The following is a 17,750-nucleotide window of genomic DNA, read 5'->3' as shown; positions in this document are numbered from 1 at the left end:
GGGTGGAAGATCGGAAGGAAAAATCGGTGTAAAAAAATGGTGGCCGTCTCGGCGCTGCCAATGGCGGTGTACTTGCCCTGTTGTTGCCCTTGAATCTAAGAACCGTCTTTAGTGCCCTCTTCCCCTCTTTCTGTCCAGCTCTTTTTGTGTCCGTCGTGGTGGATTGCCGCAGCGGGGCGGGGCGTCAGGGTACAGGCAGGAGCAGGGCGATGCCGGTGAGGACGGTGACCACTTCGAAGGCGCGCTTGACCAGGCGGTTGCCGTAGCGCTGGGCGGCCCAGGCCCCGAGGTAGCCGCCGACAAAGCTCCCCACCAGCAAGGCCGGCAGCCAGTCCCATTGCACGGTGCCCAGGGTCCCCAGCATCAGTGCCCCCGCGCCGTTCCAGACCAGACCCACCAGCACCATGGTGTAGGCCACGGCCTGGGTGTAGCTCATGCCGTACCAGCGCACCAGCCACAGGGTGACCATCAACCCGGTGCCCGAGGCCAGCGAGCCATTCAGGACCCCGATCAGGAACAGACCGCCGGCCCCGATCAGGACGTGGCCCCAGGAAAACCCGATCTCGCGCACGACCTGGCCCAGCTGCGGACGGCGCCAGGAGTACCAGCCGAGACCGATGGTCAGCAGTCCCAGGGCGATTTCACCGGCCCGCGGAGGGATGCCCAGGACCACCCAGGCACCGATTAGCACTCCAGGCAGACCGGCCAGCAGGATAATGCCTAGGCGCGCAGGCTCGAATGTGCTTTTCTTGAGGTGGCGCAAGCCGGCGCCGGCGCCGAGGGCGACGGAGGCGATCTTGTGGGTTGCCAGCGCCACCGGGTAGGGAAGGCCCAGAAAAATCAGGGCGGGCAGTTGCAACAGGCCTGCCCCGCCACCGGCCAGGGCGGAGAAGCCGTTGGCGACGATGGCGATGAAGACGAGTCCGAGGTGTTCGAGAATGGTCATTTGGGGTGCGTGTAACCGAAAGCGGTCAGGACCTGTGTGCTCGAGGGTGGCCGGCGTGGTGCTGCTGGCGCTGGCCGTCCCGGCACAGGCCGACATCTACCGCTGGGTGGATGATGACGGGACCGTACACTACTCCAGTTCTCCGCAGCCCGAGACCAGCCAGCGCGAACGCCGGGTCTACGACTCCGAGGGCCGTATGCGCGAGATCCTGCCGGCACCGATGAGTGCCGAGGAGCGGGCGCAGGCCGCGGCCGAGCGCGAGCAGGCGGAACGCGATCTGGAGGCGACCCAGCGAGCGCGCCAGGACCGGGCCGAGCGCGAGACCCAGCTGCGCCGGGCCTATGCCTCGCTGGACGAGATCGAGGAATTGCGTGACCGACGCGAGCGTTCGATCGGTAGCAATATCCAGCGCAGCGAGGCCCAGGAAAAGACACTGTTGCGCGAACGCGAGCGCATCCGGCGGCAGCTGGACGGCGCCAACGAGGACTCCGGGCTGGCGGATCGCTACCACGCGGAACTGGAGGAGCTGGACAACCGCATTGCCCGCGAACGCCAGTACCGCCGTGGCCAGCGCGACCGCCTGTCCGCGATCCACGAACGCCTCGACCTCGACCAGCGCGACTTCCAGCGACTGGTGCAGAACGGAAGCCGCTAGCCACCACTGGCCGGGCTAGCGGCTGATGAGTGTCCCCACGCCCTGGTCGGTCAGCAGTTCCAGCAGGACTGCGTGCTCCACGCGGCCGTCGACGATATGGGTCGCGTTTACCCCGCTGCGCACGGCATCCAGGGCGCAGCGGATCTTCGGGATCATCCCGCCGTGGATGGTGCCGTCGCGGATCATGCCATCGACCTCCGGCGCGGCCAGGCGTGGCAGCAGGGCCCCGTTATCGTCCAGCACGCCCGGGGTGTTGGTCAGCAGGAACAGCTTCTCCGCATCCAGCACCACCGCGAGTTTCTCGGCCGCGGTGTCGGCGTTGATGTTGTAGGCCTTGCCGTCGCGGTCGAAGCCGATCGGGGCGATCACCGGGATGAAGTCGCCTTCGTCCAGGGTGTGCACGATCGCGGGGTCGACGCCCTCGACCTCGCCCACATGCCCCAGATCCACGGTCGGCTGGCCCGCGGACGCGCCATGGTCGCGCAGCGGGGTCGCGCGGATCATCTGCCCGTCCTTGCCCGTCAGGCCGACCGCCCGGCCGCCGAAGCGGTTGATCAGCGACACGATCTCCTGGTTCACGAGACCGCCCAGGACCATCTGCACGACGTCCATGGTCTCGCGGTCGGTCACGCGCAGGCCGTTGACGAATTCCGTCTCCTTGCCCAGGCGCTTGAGTAGCTCGCCGATCTGCGGCCCGCCACCGTGCACCACCACCGGGTTCACGCCCACCTGCTTCAGCAGCACGATGTCGCGCGCGAACGAGGCCTTCAGGTGGTCCTCGGTCATGGCGTTGCCACCGTACTTGATCACGATGGTCTTGCCCGCGAAGCGCTGGATATAGGGCAGCGCCTCGATCAGTACATGGGCAACGGAGTGGGCCGTCTGGGTATCCATGGCGGGTCCGGTCGTCAGGTTTCGCAGCCGCGCAGTTTAGCACCCCACCCGGCGGGCGCGCCCCCCGTTTTTCGGTGCAAGCAGGACGCATCATTTGACTCGTCTCCCCTCAGGCCCTTATAAAGCTGCATAACAAATCAATCAATAAGGGATGCAAGATGCTTTCAAGCGAACAAAAGGCCGTCATCCAGCAAACCGTGCCGCTGCTGGAGTCCGGTGGCGAAGCCCTCACTCGCCACTTCTACGAGATCATGTTGCGCGACTACCCGGAGGTGCAGCCGCTGTTCAATCAGGCGCACCAGGCCAGTGGCGAACAGGCACGGGCACTTGCGAATGCGGTCCTGAACTACGCACGGCACATCGACCAACTGGAGGCCCTGGGCCCGCTGGTGGGTCAGATTGTCAACAAGCACGTCTCGTTCCAGGTGCAGCCCGAGCATTACCCGATTGTCGGCACCTGCCTGTTGCAGGCCATGCGCGAGGTGCTGGGCGAGGACGTCGCGACCGACGCGGTCCTGGAGGCCTGGGGCGCGGCCTACCAGCAGTTGGCGGATATCCTGATCGAGGCGGAAGAGGGGGTGTATGCGGCGCACGAACAGCAGCCCGGTGGCTGGCGGGGTGCGCGTCCGTTCCGCGTTCAGTGCAAGGTTCCGGAGAGCGAGGAGATTACCTCGTTCTACCTGAAGCCGGTGGACGGGCAGCCGCTGCCGCAGCACCAGCCGGGGCAGTATCTCGGCCTGCGCCTGATCATCGACGGCAAGGAGGTGCGGCGGAACTATTCGTTGTCCGCTGCCGCGAACGGCGAGACCCTGCGCATCAGCGTCAAGTGCGAGTCGGGCGGTGTCGCCTCGACGTTCCTGCATGATCGAGTGGATGAGGGCGACACCCTTGATGTGTTCCCGCCCGCTGGAGATTTCGTGCTGCGGCCCGCGGATCGTCCGGTGGCTTTCGTGACCGCGGGGGTGGGTATTACCCCGGCGGTTGCGATGACCGAGGCGGCGCTGGCGGACGGGCGCAAAGTGCACTTTGTCCACTGTGCGCGACACGGTGGCGTGCACGCGTTCCACGACTGGGTGGAGGGGCAGGCGGAGCGCTCGCCGGGCCTGACCCGGCGCTATTGCTACAGCGAACCGCGTGCCGGCGACCAGCCGCATGCGGAAGGCTTCCTGACCCGTCAGCAGCTCGCCGACTGGCTGCCCGACAGCCGCGAGGTGGATGTCTATTTCCTCGGGCCGAAGCCCTTCATGCAGCAGGTGCGCGGCCACCTGCGCGGTCTGGGCATCCCGGACGACCGGGTGAACTACGAGTTCTTCGGGCCCGCCTCCGCGCTGGAGACCTGATGAGATTCGGGGGCCGGGCCGGAAGTCAGCCCCGGCCCGAAGACCCGAAGCCGCCTGTGCCTCGGGCGGTTTCCTCGAAGTCCTCGACGACGCGGAACTTCGGCTGGACGACCGGGACGATGACGAGCTGCGCCAGGCGCTCGCCGATCTCGAGCGTGTAGGCGCTCGCGCCCCGGTTCCAGCAGGAGACCATCAGCGGGCCCTGGTAGTCGGCGTCGATCAGGCCCACGAGATTCCCCAGCACCAGGCCGTGCTTGTGCCCGAGCCCGGAGCGCGGAAGGATCATCCCGGCATAGCCCGGGTCCTCGATGTGGATCGACAGCCCGGTCGGGATCAGCTCGGCCGCGCCCGGCTCCAGTGTCAGCGGGGACTCGATCATGGCGCGCAGGTCCACGCCGGCGGAGCCATCGGTGGCCGGGGCGGGCAGCGGGAAGTCCGTGCCCATGCGCGGGTCGAGGATCTTCAGGTCAATCTCGGGGACGGGCATTCATTCTTCCTTGGCATTGATCAATGTTTCCCTCGGGGTTCGTGATCCGCCAGGCGCTCGATGATCAGGTCGATCAGCGCCCGGGCCAGCTGCGCCTTGGGCTGGTTCGGCAGGCTCCGTTCGCCATCCTCCCACAGGCACAGCAGTTCGTTGTCGGCGGTGCCGAAGGCCAGGCCCTCGCCGACGCGATTGGCCGCGATCAGGTCAATACCCTTCGCGCGACGTTTTGCGTCGGCATGTTCGTGCAGGTGTTCGGTCTCGGCGGCGAAGCCGACCAGGAACGGACGCCGGGGGAGCGTAGCCGCCTGGCCTGCGGCGTCCGCGAGGATGTCCTCGGTGCGTTCCAGGGCCAGATTCATCGTTGGGTCGGATTTCTTGATCTTCTGGGCGTGTGGTGCGGCCGGGCGGTAGTCGGCCACGGCCGCCGCTGCGATCAGGATGTCGGTCGCGGGGAACCGTTCCATCACCGCCGAATGCATGGCGGCGGCGGTTTCGGTGGCAACGCCCTCGACGCCGGCGGGCACGGCCTGTGCGGAGGGGCCGTGCACCAGCGTCACCCGGGCGCCGGCGTCGCGCGCCGCCGCGGCCAGGGCGAAGCCCATGCGCCCGGAGCTGCGGTTGCCGATGAAGCGCACGGGGTCGATGGGTTCGAACGTGGGGCCGGCCGTGATCAGCACGTGGCGGCTGGCCAGCGGGCCGTCGGCCGGCTGCAGCAGCTCGTGTGCGATCGCGGCCGGCTCGCGCAGGCGGCCTTCGCCCTGCTCGCCGCAGGCCTGCTCCCCGCTGTCGGGTCCGATCAGGGTGACGCCGCGTTCGACCAGGGTCGCAATGTTCGCCTGCGTGGCCGGATGCGCCCACATGCGATGGTTCATCGCTGGCGCCAGGGTGACCGGCGCGCTGGTGGCCAGCAGCAGGGTGCTCAGCAGGTCGTCCGCCAGGCCCTGGGCATAGCGGGCGACCAGATTGGCGCTCGCGGGGGCGACCACGATGCGCTCGGCCCAGCGCGCCAGGGCGATATGGTCCATGCCGGATTCGGCCTCGGCATCCAGCAGTTCGGTGCGCACCGGCGCGCCGGACAGGGCCTGGAAGGTCAGCGGGGTCACGAAGGCGCGGGCGCCCGCGGTCATCACCACACGCACCTCGCAGCCGGCGCGCTTGAGCTCGCGCACCAGCTCGCAGGCCTTGTAGGCGGCGATGCCGCCGCTGACACCGACCAGTATCCGGGGCTGGTTGTCGTGATCCGTCATGCGCCGGATTCTACCCCTTAAGGAGACGCTGATTAATTCGCACGTTCGCGCTCGAGTCGATTTTGCTCGATGACAAGGCGCGGTGAACGACGTGTAGCCGCGCTACATAAGTGAGCCGCAATGCGGTCAGCGGGCCCATTTTTGTCAAGTACGGGCGGCCGAGCCCCTTCGGGGTTGGGCCCCCTTTCCTCGATCCTGCGTTGCGCCCCGATGATCGACACGGGACCGTAGAGTGACTACGGCACTGCGCACCGCGCCATGTCTCGGGAAAAAATGGGGCACCAACGCGGACGTGCGAATGGATCAGCATCTCCTTACCCCTTGTCCTGGCGCGCGGAGACGCCGGCGGTCAGGGCGTAGCGCATCGCATCCTCCAGCGGCAGGTCCAGCGGCTCGACCCGCTCGCGTGGCAGCATCAGGGTGTAGCCGCCAATCTGGTAGCTCATGGGCATGTAGACCGCGAGCGTCTCCGGCCCGCCCAGGTTGTCCGGCAGACCCTCGAAATCCTCGCGGGTGACAAAGCCGACCAGTTTGAAATCGGTTCCGGGGAACGTGACGAGCACGGCCTTCCCGAAGCGCTGATGGATGTCGCCGGAGAGCAGGTTGGTGACGTCGCGCACGGTGCCGTGGATCGTCTTGATCACGGGGATGCGCTGCATCAGGCCCTCCAGCCAGTCGAACAGCCAGCGCACGACATAGGCCTGAAGCAACACCCCGAGGCCGAAGATCAGGCCGATACCGGCCAGGATCCCCATGCCCGGGAAGTACAGGAGATCCGGCAGGATGGCCTGCAGCAGTCCCCCGAGGACCTGTTCGGCGGTGCTGCCCAGCCACCACAGCAGGGCCAGTGTGATCGCGGCCGGCAGGATCGCGGCCAGGCCGGTCAGAAAGGTGCGGGAGATTTGGCGCACAGCAGGCTCCGTGCAGGGGGTATGCTCTGGATGCTAACGCATTCGGGTCATACGCACGGCGCGTCGGTGCAAGGATTGGGGCCGGCCTGGCACTTCGGGGAACCGGGCCAGTCTATGGATCGAGACAGGCGGCGATATGGCTGGCCAAATGGAGTACATGATGAAGAGATGGACGGGAGCGGGCCTGTGGGCCCTGGTGTTTGCCATGATCGTGTTGCCACAGGCGGCGCCGGCGGAGCCATCCAGCGCCGCCGCGCCGGCGGACTACGCGATGACGCCGGAGGAAGTCGCGCCGGGCGTCTATGCGGTAATGACGCCGGCACGGGATTTTCCCAGCCGCGAAAACCTCGGCTGGAACGCCAACATGGCGTTCGTGGTGACCGACGACGGGGTACTGGTATTCGACACGGGCGCGTCCGAGGCCATGGGCATGGCGCTGCGCGAGGCGATTGGCGAGGTTACCGACCAGCCAGTGCGCTGGATCGTCAACAGCCACGGCCATGGCGACCACTGGCTGGGCAACCGTGCCTTCGCGGGCTCCGATCCGGAGATCGTGGCCGGTTCCGACGCGCTCGCGCGCATGGAGGCAGAGGGGGAAGGCTGGGTCGAGAACTTCCGCGAGATGACCGAGGGCGCGACTGGCGACACCACGCCGCTGCTTCCAAATGGTGCCGTGGATGAGCGCACCACCCGTGACCTCGGCGGCACCGAGGTCGTGATCTTCCCCTCCGCGGGCGCGCATTCGCCGGGCGATCTGAGCGTCTGGTTGCCGCAGACGCGGGTCCTGCTGGCCGGCGACGTGGTCTACAGCGATCGTGCGCCGTCGGTCTGGGATGGCGATGTCGCGCAATGGATCGATCTGCTGGACGAGCTCATTGCGCTGGAGCCGGCGGTGGTCGTACCCGGCCACGGCCGGCTGGAGGATGCGCAGACGCTGGATCGGCTGCAGCGTTATCTGGTCACCCTGTGGGAGGGGATCGAGGAAGGCGTGGAACAGGGGCTGGCCGATTTCGAGACGGTGCCCCTGGTGCGCGAGCGCATGGGTGACCTGATCGAGGATTATCCGGGCTTCGAGGACAAGATCGACCGCTCGGTGGCCACCACCTACCCGGATGTCGAGGCCGCGATCTTCTGAATGTCCGCACTCAGAACTGCCAGGTCGCGTGCAGCGAGCCAAACTCGGCCGCGCCCTTGGCCTGCCCGCTGAACTCGCGGGAGCGCCAGACGTGGGTGTAGCCCAGGCGCACCCCGCCGACGTGGAACACGAAGCCGGCGGTCAACTCGCCCACCACGGGGTGCTTGTCCACCGAGGGCCCGTCGCGAAAGACCGGGCCGTCCAGGAACAGGTCGTAGAGCATCAGTCGCGTGTCGATGCCTGCAAACGCATAGCCGCCGGCCGGAGCGCGGGCCTCGAACGTGTGGGAGCCGGACAGGGCCGGTCGGATCCGAGGCGGACCGTAATCGCCGGGCAGGTGGCGACCCGCCCGCAGGATTGCCCCGGCATTCGCGAATGTGAAGGGCGTCCCGGCTGCCGCGCCCCAGTGCGGGGTCAAATCCCAGCCCCATCCGTCAGTGGCGCGCTGCGCATAACCGCGTAGCTGACGCTCGTATGCCACCATCAGCGTGGGTTCATTGCCAATCTGGTGATCCCACCCCTGCGGTTGCGCCGTGCTGGACCAGCTGTGAACCTCCCGCTGCGTACGGTCCGCGAGGGAGGCCGGCCCGACCGCGCCGAGGCTGACCTGCAGTCGGTCCAGGCGGTCGTCGTGTTCCTCGGCCATGCTGAAATTCAGGTACAGCCAGCCGGCGTAGGGGCGGTCGTCCGGGTCCGGCGTCGCTCGCTCGATGTCCTCCGGGGTATACATGTTCTGCCCAAGATGGACGGCGGCCTTCAGGCGCCCAGGCTCTTCCCGGTCCACGAAAAGGGGGAGGAAATCCGCCACGTCTCGCAGCCAGGACGGGACTCGCTCGTCGCTGCGGGTCCAGCCGATACGGAAGCCGTTGGTGTAGTGGCGGTCCTCGCCGGCAAACAGGTCGTTCTCGAACTCGAAGTGTAGGGCATCGACACCGGGCTCGGCTGCAACGTTCGGGCTCGCGGCCGCCACGCAGAGGGCCGTCCCGGCCAGCAACGCCTGCATGGCGCGGTGGGGCCACCGTCCGCGGGGCGCGGGGGCGTTCCGGTATGATGGGCGCATGGACCTCTCCAACCAGATCATCTTCCTGGGCGCGATCGTGTTGCTGGGGAGCATCCTTTCGAGCGTGATCACCTCGCGACTGGGAGTGCCCCTGTTGCTGGTGTTCCTGGTCATCGGGATGCTGCTGGGCCCGGAAGGTCCGGGCGGTCTGGTGTTCGAGAATATCACCCTAGCCTACCTGATCGGCTCGGCGGCGCTGGCGATCATCCTGTTCGACGGCGGGATGCGAACACCGGCGCGTAATTTCCGCATCGGGCTGAAGCCGGCGCTGGGGCTTGCGACCATCGGGGTCCTCGTGACCTCCGGGCTGACCGGTGTCTTTGCCGTCTGGTGGCTCGAGTTATCCTGGCTGGAGGGGTTGCTGCTGGGGGCCATCGTCGGCTCCACCGACGCCGCCGCCGTGTTCTCGCTGTTGCGCTCGCGCGGGCTGGAGCTGAAAAGCCGTGTGGGTGCGACCCTGGAGATCGAATCCGGGTCCAACGATCCGATGGCGATCTTCCTCACCATCGTGCTGATCGAGCTGCTGCTGGTGCCCGATCAGCAGTTCGGCCTGGTGGTGCTGGTCGAATTCATCCAGCAGATGGGCCTGGGTGCCGTTCTCGGGGTTGGCGGTGGCCTGGCATTGCTGGCGCTGATCAACCGGGTGCCCATGGCCGCGGGCCTTTATCCGTTGTTTGCGATGGCGGGGGCGCTGGCGATTTTCGGGCTGACCGGTCTGGTCGGCGGTTCCGGGTTCCTGGCGGTGTATCTGGCCGGGCTGCTGCTGGGCAACCGGCCGCTGGAGGCCTCGCAGAATATCAAGCGCTTCCACGACGGCATCGCCTCGCTGGCGCAGATCGGCATGTTCCTGATGCTCGGCATGCTGGTGGCGCCCTCCGGGCTGCCACCGGTGGCGCTGGACGCGGGACTGGTCGCCGCCGTGCTGATCCTGTTCGCGCGGCCGCTGGCCGTCTGGATCTGCCTGTATCCGTTCCGCTTCCCCTGGCGCGAGCAGGTGTTCATCGCCTGGGTGGGCCTGCGCGGGGCGGTGCCGATCATCCTGGCATTATTCCCGCTGCTGGCCGGGCTGGAGCTGGCCGGCCACTTCTTCCACGTGGTGTTCTTCGTGGTGCTGATCTCGCTGCTGGTACAGGGATGGACGGTTGCGCCCTCGGCACGCTGGCTGGGGCTGGAGCTGCCCCCCACCACCGCGCGCGTACAGCGCACCGAGCTGGACATCCCGGGGCAGCAGGAGATGGAACTGGTCGGCTATCGTCTGGCCGAGACCACGCCGGTGGTGCGCGAGGCCTGGTCGAATTTCCGCTTGCCGGGGAGCGCGCGGGTGGTGGCCCACCTGCGCGGCGGCAAGCTGCTGGAGACACTGGAGCTACTGGACCTGCACGCCGGTGATCACCTCTACATCATGGTCACGCCCGCGGATCTGCATGACCTCGACCGCCTGTTCGTGCCCAAGGACGAGGTGCCTGAACGGCTCACCGAGCGCAGCGTGTTCGGCGAATTTGCCCTCAATGGCGATGCCCAGCTGGGCGCGGTTGGCATGGCCTACGGCGCTCCGGTCCCGCCGGAGCGCCAGGGCGAGACCCTCGAAATCTACCTGCGTCGCGAGCTCCAGGCCGAACCGGTCGTCGGTGACGCCGTCGATCTCGGCCCCATGCGCCTGGTCATCCGGGAAATGGAAGGTCCCCGAATCACCCGGGTTGGCCTGAAGCTCGTGAAATGACCCCCGGCCGGTGAGTCTACTTCTCGAGCATGGCCTTGAGGCCGGCCAGGTGGGCGCGGGCGGTGAGCTGCTGGGTCTCGGGGTCTGGCGGCTTGGCGTCCGGCCAGTCGAGGTGATCCCCGGGGAGTTCGTCGAGAAAGCGGGATGGCTCGCAGTCGATGGTCTCGCCGTAGCGGCTGCGTTGCTGGGCGTAGGTGATCAGCAGGGTCTGCTGGGCGCGGGTCAGGCCGACATAGGCCAGCCGGCGCTCCTCCTCGATGGAGTCGTCCTCGACGCTGACCCGGTGCGGCAGCAGCTCCTCCTCGAAGCCGACCAGGCAGACATGCGGGAACTCCAGGCCCTTGGCCGTGTGCAGGGTGAGTAGCTGCACGGCTTCCTCGCCTTCCTGGGACTCGCGGTTGCGGTCGAGGATGTCCATCAGGCTGATGCGGTTGACGATGTCGGCCAGCCCCATGCCCCGGTCATCCTCGGCCTCCTCGTCGCCGTATTCGGCGGTGGTGTTGCCCCCGCCCATGCGGCCGACCCAGTCGATGAACTCGCGCACGTTGTCCATGCGCCGGGTGGCGGCACGCGGGTTGGGGCTGTTCTCGAGCAGCCAGGATTCGTAGTCGATGTCCTCGACCAGGGCCTGCAACAGTGCGTTGGGGTCCTCCTCCGCGCCGTGGCGCTGGAAGCCGTCGACCCAGTCGGTAAAGCGTTCCAGCCGTGCCTGCGCGCGGGCATCCATGTATTCGGACAGGCCGGCGCCGCGCGCGGCCTGCAACAGGGAAGCCCCGCGCTGGTTGGCGTAGTGGCCGAGCTTTTCCAGGGTCGCCGGCCCGATTTCGCGGCGCGGCACGTTGACCACGCGCAGGAAGGCGGTGTTGTCGTCCGGGTTGGCGAGCAGGCGCAGGTAGGCGACCAGGTCCTTGATCTCGGCCTTCTCGAAGAACGACTGCCCGCCGCTCAGGCGATAGGGGATGCCCTGCTCGCGCAGTAACTTCTCGAACAGTCGGGACTGGTGGTTGCTGCGGTAGAGGATCGCGAAGTCGCCCCAGCCGGCATTGAAGCGGAAACGCCGGCGCATCAGCTCGGAGACCACCCGCGCGGCCTCGGTGTCGGCGTCGGAGCAGCCGATCACCTCGATCTTCTCGCCCTCGCCGAGCGCACTCCACAGCCGCTTCTCGAACACGTGGGGGTTGTTGCCGATCAGGGCGTTCGCGGTGTGCAGGATGCGGTTGGTGGAGCGGTAATTCTGCTCCAGCTTGATCACCTCCATGCGCGGGAAGTCCTGCTGCAGACGCGCGAGGTTCTCCGGGCGCGCACCGCGCCAGGCGTAGATCGACTGGTCGTCGTCCCCGACCACGGTGAGGCCGCCGCTTACGCCGACCAGCAGGCGCACGAGCTGGTACTGGGCAGAGTTGGTGTCCTGGTATTCGTCCACCAGCAGGTGGCGGATGCGGTCCTGCCAGCGGTTGCGCAGCTCCGGGTCGTCGCGCAGGCAGTCCACCGGGCGCTTGATCAGGTCGTCGAAGTCCACCGCGTTGTAGGCGCGCAGGGCGTCCTGGTAGCGCGGGTACAGGTTGGCCGCGGCGATCGCCTCCGGCGAATCGCTCATCTGGCCCGCCTCGTGCAGCGCTTCATCCGGCGTCCTCAGGTCATTTTTCCAGCGGCTGATGTGCCCGATCAGGGCGTCCACCTCGGAGCCGGTGTCGTCGCGGTAGGTGATCTCGCGCAGCAGCTGTCGGCAATCGCCGGGGTCGAGGATGGAGAAGCCGGGGCGCAGCCCGGCCGCCTGCAATTCCCGACGCAGGAAATTGAGCCCGAAGGTGTGGAAGGTGGAGACGTTCAGCCCGCGGGCCTGTTCGCGCGACAGGCGGCCCTGGACGCGTTCGCGCATCTCGCGCGCGGCCTTGTTGGTGAAGGTGATCGCGACGATCTGGCGCGCGGCCAGGCCGCGTTGCTCGATCAGGTACGCGATCTTCTCCGTGATCACCCGCGTCTTGCCCGAACCGGCTCCGGCCAGGACCAGCAGGGGGCGGTCCGTGGTGGTCACGGCAGCTTGTTGTTGGGGATTGAGTTCGGACACCGGGGCGGTCGATTCCTTCGCAGCGGGGCGCGTAAACTAACCCACGATCCAGGATTCATAAAGACAACAGCGGTGAGGATAAGCCATTGACCCAGGCCCCGGGTGCCCCCACGTCGGCCGCGGCGGATGTGCCGCTCGCGCGTCTGACCCAGTTCGATTTCCACCAGCGCCTGATGGATGTGCCGGGGGCAGCGGTGATCCTGTTCACGCGCCGTGGCTGCGGGGCCTGCAAGGTGATGGGACGCGTGCTGGCGGACTGGCAGGCGGAGCCGGGTGCGCCGGCGTTGTTCGTGGTGGATGCGGAGACGGATACCGCCCTGGTGCGGGAGTTCGAGGTGTTCCATCTCCCGGCGTTGTTCGTGTTCCAGTCGGGCAGCTACCACGGCCGACTGGAGGCCCCGCCCCGCCTGCCCCTGCTGCGCGAGGCCCTCGCGGCCTGCCTGGCGCGCCCACCCGAGGAGGCCCCATGACCGCGCGTGACAACGACCGCGACTGGTGGCCGCCGGCGCGAATGGTGCAGAGTCCGAATCAGGACGACCGCCCGCCAGGCGAGGCCCCGGAACTGCTAGTGGTGCATGCCATCAGCCTGCCCCCGGGAGAGTTCGGTGGCGGGCATGTGGCCGATCTCTTCCAGAACCGGCTGGACCCGAAGGGACACCCCTATTTCGCCGGGATCGCGGACTTGCGCGTCTCGGCCCATGTGCTGATCGACCGCGAGGGCCATGCCACCCAGTTCGTTCCGTTCTCCCGGCGTGCCTGGCATGCCGGGCCCTCCCGGTGGCAGGGACGCGAGCGCTGTAACGATTTCTCCATCGGGATCGAGCTGGAGGGAACCGACGAGGACCCCTTCACCCCGGTGCAGTACGCCGAGTTGGCACGCTTGATTGGCTGGCTCCGGGAACGCTGGCCGGGTATCGCGCCGGATGCGCTCGCCGGCCACAGTGATATCGCCCCCGGGCGCAAGACGGATCCCGGCCCCTGTTTTGACTGGGCGCGCCTGCAGCGGGAACTGCACGAGGCCATGGCATGATCGTGGATCTGCTGCGTCATGGCGAGCCGGAGGGCGGCCAGCGCTATCGCGGCCACGGCTGCGACGACCCGCTGAGCGCGCGTGGCTGGACCCAGATGGAGCGGGCGGTGCAGGGAGAGGACGGCTGGCAGTACGTGGTCAGCTCGCCGATGCAGCGCTGCCGCGCCTTCGCCGAGCGTTTCGGGTCCGAGCGGGGGCTTCCGGTGACGCTGGCGCCGGACCTGCGCGAGGTCGGTTTCGGTGACTGGGAGGGTCGCACCCGGGTCGAACTGCAGCGGGAACGGCCGGAGGAATACCGTGCCTTCTATGCCGACCCGGTGCATGCACGGCCGGCGGGGGCCGAGCCGCTGGCGGTCTTCCGGCGCCGGGTCGAGGCCGGCTTCGATGCGGCGTTACAGCCGTTGGAGGCGGAACGGGTGCTGATGGTGGTGCACGCCGGCGTCATCCGGGCCCTGGTGGGCTGGGTGATGGGCGTGCCGGACGATCGGCTGTTCCAGCTCGAATGCGAGTACGCCAGTCGCACCCGCCTGCACCGGCATCCAACCCGGGACTGGCGCCTGATCCACGCCAACCGGGTCTGAGCCGGACTCAACCGGCCTTGCTGTCGCGCTTCGGGACGGCCTTGACCGACAGGTAGTAGTCGTTATTGAGCACGTCGATCAGGCGGTCGATGTTCGGGTGCTTGCCCGGATTGGCGCGGGCGTCATCGGCGTGGCTGCCGTACAGTAGTAGCCCCGAATTGGCTGCCTTGGGGCCGATCCCGCCGTAATCCAGCGCCAGCTGATAGTAGATCTGCAGCGACAGGTTCTGGCCGTCCACGTTTTCGATGGTGGCGGTGGGGTTGTAGTCCTCGCCAAACAACTCCAGGCGTTCGATATTGCTGACGTCGGGCAGCTTCTTGGACATGTCGGGCTCCTCGAAATGATCGCGGCATTATCGGGGCACGACCCGGTCGCGACAACCAAACCGCGAAGGCCGCAGGGTCGAGCCAGAACGGCGGCCGGGGCCTTGCATGCTAAGATACCGCCTTTTGCCGAAGGGAGAGAGCATGTCGCGAAGCGCGTTCATGGAGGCCGCCCAGGCCGCTGCCGATGCCGCCGAGAAGGTGATCCGCCATTACTACGAGGCGGGCGTCGATGTCGAAACCAAACCCGACGATACCCCGGTCACCCGGGCCGACGTGGAGAGCGAACAGGCCATCCGTCAGGTGATCCGCGAGCACTTCCCGGACCACGGTTTCTATGGCGAGGAGACCGGGCAGTCGGACATGGATTCCGACTACGTCTGGCTGATCGATCCGATCGACGGCACCAAGAGCTTCGTGCGCCGCTATCCGTTCTTCTCCACCCAGATCGCGCTGATGCACAAGGGTGAACTGATCCTGGGCCTGTCCAACGGTATTCAGTTCGGCGAGCGGGCCTGGGCCGAGAAGGGCCAGGGCGCCTTCCTGAACGGCGATCCGATCGCGGTCGAGAAGACCACCGATCTGGGGCGTGCGTCCCTGTCCACCGGCAACCTCAAGTCCCTGGCACAGAGCCCCGAGGGCTGGACAGCGCTGGGCGGCATCATGGCCGAGGTGAACCGCACCCGCGGCTATGGTGATTTCTACCACTATCACCTGTTGGCGCGCGGCAGCATCGACCTGATCGTCGAGTCCGACGTGAACATCCTCGACATCGCCGCCCTGGCGGTGATCGTGCGCGAGGCGGGAGGCGTGTTCACCAACCTCTCCGGTGGCGAGCTGGACCTGAAGACGGCGGACGTCCTGGCCGCGGCTACCCCGGAACTGCACCGGACGGCCCTGAACCGCCTCGCCTGGAAGGGCTGACCGCTTTTCCGGGCCACCGAGGCGCCAGCGGTCCCGGAGAAGGCTGGTCTACAGGAAGACGGGAAGATTGGAAGGGGGATGCAGTGGGCGGCTGCAGGATGGCGAGTGATGCCGTGCATGTCGGAGCGGTCATCGGCCAGGCCCTGCACCAAGAACCTATTGGTTTTCCAACTGGCTGGAAATGGCATCCGGCTCAGAGACCGAGGTAATTCTTCTCACCTTCCGGTCTTCCTGTGACCAGAGCTGAGCCTCAGGTCGCGGCGCCGTTGCCGTTTCCGTTGGCGCCCACCAACCCGTGGGTGCGCAGCTTCTTGCGCAGGGTGGCGCGGTTGAGCCCGAGCAGGGCGGCCGCGCGGCTCTGGTTGCCTCCGCAGCGCTCCAGCACGCTGGCCAGGAGGGGGCGCTCCACCTCGTTCATCACCAGCGCGTAGAGGTCGTGGCTGCTCTGTCCGTCGAGGGTCTCGAAATACTGGTCCAGCGCCCGCCGGACGGAGTTTGCCAGCACGCAGTCGGATGGAAGCGTGCCCGCAACCTGGACTTCGTGGACGTCCGTGTCCTGTTCGAGTGGCATGTTCGTGCTCATGCAGCCTCGCTTGCGGTTCCCGTCAGATGGGCGCTAAGGCGCCGCAGTTGCTCGCTGGCCGTGGGGGCGGCGAGAAGGTCAGCCCGGGCCGCCCGGCTGTGGGTCTCGTCGAGACCCAGGCCCTGAAGATACCAGCCCAGGTGCTTGCGCGCGATACGCACGCCCTGTGGCTCGCCGTACTGGGCATGCAAACCGGCAATGTGCTCCTTGATGAGCGCGAGACGCGTGACCGGGTCGGGTGGTGGCGGGACCGGTTCGCCGGCCAGCGCGGCCCGGATCTGTCCCGGAAGCCATGGCTGCCCCTGGGCCGCACGACCGATCATCACGCCCGTCGCCCCGGTGGTATCGAGTACCTGCAGGGCCTTGTCGGGCCCGGTGATATCGCCATTGGCGAGCACCGGAATGGAAACGGACCGCACGATCCGCGCGACGGCGGCATGGTCCGCCTGCCCGCGATAGGCGTCGGCCCGCGTGCGGCCGTGCACGGTCAGCATCGCGATGCCGCAGTCCTCGGCGATGGCCGCGATGGTCTCGCCGTTCATCCGCTCGCGGTCCAGCCCCAGGCGCATCTTCAGGGTGACCGGAACCGTAACCGCCTCGGTAAGTGCCTGCAGCAGTTCGCGCACCTGCTCCGGTTCGCCCAGCAGGGCCGAGCCCGCGGCCTTGCGGCAGACCTTCTTGGCCGGGCAGCCCAGGTTCAGGTCGATCACGTCGGCGCCCCGGCGCACGTTCTCGCGTGCCGCCTCGGCCAGCGCGCCGGGTTCGTTGCCCAGCAACTGGACGATGCGCGGGTGCGGCTCTTGTCGGTGGTCCAGCCGGTGACGGCTCTTGTCGCTGGACCACAGACGGGTATCCGAGGTCACCATCTCGGATACGGCCGCGCTGGCACCCAGGCGGCGGGCCAGCAACCGGAACGGACGGTCGCTCACCCCGGCCATGGGGGCCAGGAACACGACGGGGTCCGGGAAATGGTGGCTTCCGAGTTGCATCCGGGGCGGGCTAACGAGCGGCGAAAGGGCCTGCGAGTCTAGCAGTTAAGCCGGGTACCTGCCGGCGGCGTACCCGGAGGGTGACGAATCAGCGGGGATGGATCTGGACGCCGGTGATATGGGTGTGGGGGCTCGCGAGCACCAGGCGCACGGTCACGGGTTTGTGGGGATTCATCGGCGTGTCCGTGTCGGCGTAGTCGTTCGGGGTCAGGCGCAGTGTGCCATGGTGCGTGTCCAGCTGGTCGCTCAGGTGGATGTCGAGGACCGGCCAGGCTTGCCGGATCGGACTTTCCAGCCGGAACTCGAGATGCAGCGTGCCATCGGCGCCGGTGAAGAAGTCGGGTGTCGACACCCGGATGCGTTCGGGCGCGCGCGGCGGGTTCCAGGCCGGGCAGGGGATGGCCGCACACAGCTGGGCGCGCGCCTGATCCAGGTGGGTGCTCTGGCCCGGCGTCACGGGCGGGAACACCAGAGCCTGCGCGCCCAGCAAGACTACCAGGGCGGCGGCCAGGGTGATCCCCGGCCAGCCGCGCCGACGGGTGGGGCCTGCCAGCCCCCGGGGGGGCGGGTGATACTCGATGTCGACGGCGATCGCGGTGACCGGCGCGCTCTGGATGGCGGGAGTGTGCACGGGCTGCGCGGGGAGGAGGCCCGCGCCCAGCACCCGTTCGCCGGCGCCGCCGATCTCGAGGGACGGGAACAGGTCGAATTCGGCACCGCAATTGCTGCAGTGGACTCGCCGCTGGCGCAACTTGTCCCCGCGGGCGAGGGCGTGGGTAACGCCGCATTGGGGACAGCGGGCCAGCACGTCAGCGTCCCAACGGCAGCGGTCGCGCCCGGTTGCGGCCGGGAGGCGG

At 67.7% G+C, this 17,750-nt stretch carries 19 protein-coding genes; 8 read left to right on the top strand and 11 right to left on the bottom strand.

The features are described from left to right. Positions 1-184: 184 nt before the first annotated feature. Positions 185-946, bottom strand: coding sequence for a sulfite exporter TauE/SafE family protein (locus ACESLR_RS03345; protein ID WP_373023692.1), 762 nt, complete (start codon positions 944-946; stop codon positions 185-187). Between ACESLR_RS03345 and ACESLR_RS03340 the strand changes: the two genes are divergently transcribed. Continuing rightward, entirely contained in the window at positions 939-1,601 is a 663-nt protein-coding gene (locus ACESLR_RS03340) for a DUF4124 domain-containing protein (RefSeq protein ID WP_373023691.1), read from the top strand. The genes ACESLR_RS03345 and ACESLR_RS03340 overlap by 8 nt on opposite strands. Positions 1,602-1,616: 15 nt before the next feature. Here ACESLR_RS03340 and argB read toward each other — a convergent pair whose 3' ends face one another. Next, positions 1,617-2,495 carry an acetylglutamate kinase gene (gene argB, locus ACESLR_RS03335; RefSeq protein WP_373023690.1) on the bottom strand — a complete coding sequence of 293 codons (879 nt, stop codon included), beginning with the start codon at positions 2,493-2,495 and terminating at the stop codon, positions 1,617-1,619. A 158-nt stretch (positions 2,496-2,653) separates the two neighbouring features. Between argB and hmpA the strand changes: the two genes are divergently transcribed. Beyond that, on the top strand, positions 2,654-3,835 hold the full coding sequence (hmpA, locus tag ACESLR_RS03330) for an NO-inducible flavohemoprotein (protein ID WP_373023688.1): 1,182 nt from the start codon (positions 2,654-2,656) through the stop codon (positions 3,833-3,835). Between the two features lie 25 nt (positions 3,836-3,860). On the opposite strand, the gene dut is transcribed toward hmpA, so the two are convergent. From dut to ACESLR_RS03315, 3 genes are all read right to left on the bottom strand, one after another. Continuing rightward, entirely contained in the window at positions 3,861-4,322 is a 462-nt protein-coding gene (dut, locus tag ACESLR_RS03325) for a dUTP diphosphatase (protein WP_373023687.1), read from the bottom strand. 20 nt (positions 4,323-4,342) lie between these two features. After that, on the bottom strand, positions 4,343-5,569 hold the full coding sequence (gene coaBC, locus ACESLR_RS03320; RefSeq protein WP_373023686.1) for a bifunctional phosphopantothenoylcysteine decarboxylase/phosphopantothenate--cysteine ligase CoaBC: 1,227 nt from the start codon (positions 5,567-5,569) through the stop codon (positions 4,343-4,345). Between the two features lie 314 nt (positions 5,570-5,883). Further along, positions 5,884-6,480, bottom strand: coding sequence for a DUF502 domain-containing protein (locus ACESLR_RS03315; protein ID WP_373023685.1), 597 nt, complete (start codon positions 6,478-6,480; stop codon positions 5,884-5,886). Positions 6,481-6,685: 205 nt separating this feature from the next. Between ACESLR_RS03315 and ACESLR_RS03310 the strand changes: the two genes are divergently transcribed. Then, positions 6,686-7,615 (top strand): MBL fold metallo-hydrolase, encoded by a 930-nt coding sequence (locus tag ACESLR_RS03310; protein WP_373023748.1) that lies wholly within the window; start codon positions 6,686-6,688, stop codon positions 7,613-7,615. A gap of 10 nt (positions 7,616-7,625) precedes the next feature. Here ACESLR_RS03310 and ACESLR_RS03305 read toward each other — a convergent pair whose 3' ends face one another. Continuing rightward, positions 7,626-8,618, bottom strand: coding sequence for a lipid A deacylase LpxR family protein (locus tag ACESLR_RS03305; RefSeq protein WP_373023747.1), 993 nt, complete (start codon positions 8,616-8,618; stop codon positions 7,626-7,628). Between the two features lie 55 nt (positions 8,619-8,673). Between ACESLR_RS03305 and ACESLR_RS03300 the strand changes: the two genes are divergently transcribed. Beyond that, the gene (locus tag ACESLR_RS03300) at positions 8,674-10,395 is read left to right on the top strand and encodes a potassium/proton antiporter (protein ID WP_373023684.1); all 1,722 of its coding nucleotides are present in this window, start codon (positions 8,674-8,676) and stop codon (positions 10,393-10,395) included. A gap of 16 nt (positions 10,396-10,411) precedes the next feature. Here ACESLR_RS03300 and ACESLR_RS03295 read toward each other — a convergent pair whose 3' ends face one another. Beyond that, positions 10,412-12,463 carry a UvrD-helicase domain-containing protein gene (locus ACESLR_RS03295; RefSeq protein ID WP_373023683.1) on the bottom strand — a complete coding sequence of 684 codons (2,052 nt, stop codon included), beginning with the start codon at positions 12,461-12,463 and terminating at the stop codon, positions 10,412-10,414. Between the two features lie 143 nt (positions 12,464-12,606). Here ACESLR_RS03295 and ACESLR_RS03290 point away from each other — a divergent pair, with 143 nt between their 5' ends. The 3 genes from ACESLR_RS03290 to ACESLR_RS03280 are packed head-to-tail and all read left to right on the top strand — an operon-like array spanning position 12,607 to position 14,074. Next, a complete protein-coding gene (locus ACESLR_RS03290; protein WP_373023746.1) occupies positions 12,607-12,933 on the top strand; it encodes a thioredoxin family protein in 327 nt (108 codons plus the stop codon). Then, entirely contained in the window at positions 12,930-13,493 is a 564-nt protein-coding gene (gene ampD / locus ACESLR_RS03285) for a 1,6-anhydro-N-acetylmuramyl-L-alanine amidase AmpD (RefSeq protein WP_373023682.1), read from the top strand. Before ACESLR_RS03290 ends, ampD begins: the two co-directional genes overlap by 4 nt. Then, a complete protein-coding gene (locus tag ACESLR_RS03280) occupies positions 13,490-14,074 on the top strand; it encodes a histidine phosphatase family protein (RefSeq protein ID WP_373023681.1) in 585 nt (194 codons plus the stop codon). The genes ampD and ACESLR_RS03280 overlap by 4 nt, the downstream gene beginning before the upstream one ends. Before the next feature lie 7 nt (positions 14,075-14,081). Here ACESLR_RS03280 and ACESLR_RS03275 read toward each other — a convergent pair whose 3' ends face one another. Continuing rightward, on the bottom strand, positions 14,082-14,399 hold the full coding sequence (locus ACESLR_RS03275; RefSeq protein WP_373023680.1) for a DUF2322 family protein: 318 nt from the start codon (positions 14,397-14,399) through the stop codon (positions 14,082-14,084). Between the two features lie 160 nt (positions 14,400-14,559). On the opposite strand from ACESLR_RS03275, the gene ACESLR_RS03270 reads away from it, so the two are divergent. Next, positions 14,560-15,321 (top strand): inositol monophosphatase family protein, encoded by a 762-nt coding sequence (locus ACESLR_RS03270; protein WP_373023745.1) that lies wholly within the window; start codon positions 14,560-14,562, stop codon positions 15,319-15,321. 250 nt (positions 15,322-15,571) lie between these two features. Here ACESLR_RS03270 and ACESLR_RS03265 read toward each other — a convergent pair whose 3' ends face one another. The 3 genes from ACESLR_RS03265 to ACESLR_RS03255 all read right to left on the bottom strand — a co-directional run bounded on the left by ACESLR_RS03265 (position 15,572) and on the right by ACESLR_RS03255 (position 17,701). Beyond that, the gene (locus tag ACESLR_RS03265; RefSeq protein ID WP_373023679.1) at positions 15,572-15,904 is read right to left on the bottom strand and encodes a helix-turn-helix domain-containing protein; all 333 of its coding nucleotides are present in this window, start codon (positions 15,902-15,904) and stop codon (positions 15,572-15,574) included. Then, complete coding sequence (gene dusB, locus ACESLR_RS03260) at positions 15,901-16,893, bottom strand: tRNA dihydrouridine synthase DusB (protein ID WP_373023678.1); 993 nt, start codon at positions 16,891-16,893, stop codon at positions 15,901-15,903. Before dusB ends, ACESLR_RS03265 begins: the two co-directional genes overlap by 4 nt. A gap of 88 nt (positions 16,894-16,981) precedes the next feature. Beyond that, a complete protein-coding gene (locus tag ACESLR_RS03255; protein WP_373054168.1) occupies positions 16,982-17,701 on the bottom strand; it encodes a DUF3426 domain-containing protein in 720 nt (239 codons plus the stop codon). Positions 17,702-17,750 lie beyond the last annotated feature (49 nt).

The sequence above is a fragment of the Thioalkalivibrio sp. genome, assembly GCF_041685615.1.
GTDB lineage: Bacteria > Pseudomonadota > Gammaproteobacteria > Ectothiorhodospirales > Ectothiorhodospiraceae > Thioalkalivibrio.
The sequence above is the reverse complement of the archived record's forward strand: the minus strand, read 5'-3'. Positions and strand labels throughout refer to the sequence as shown.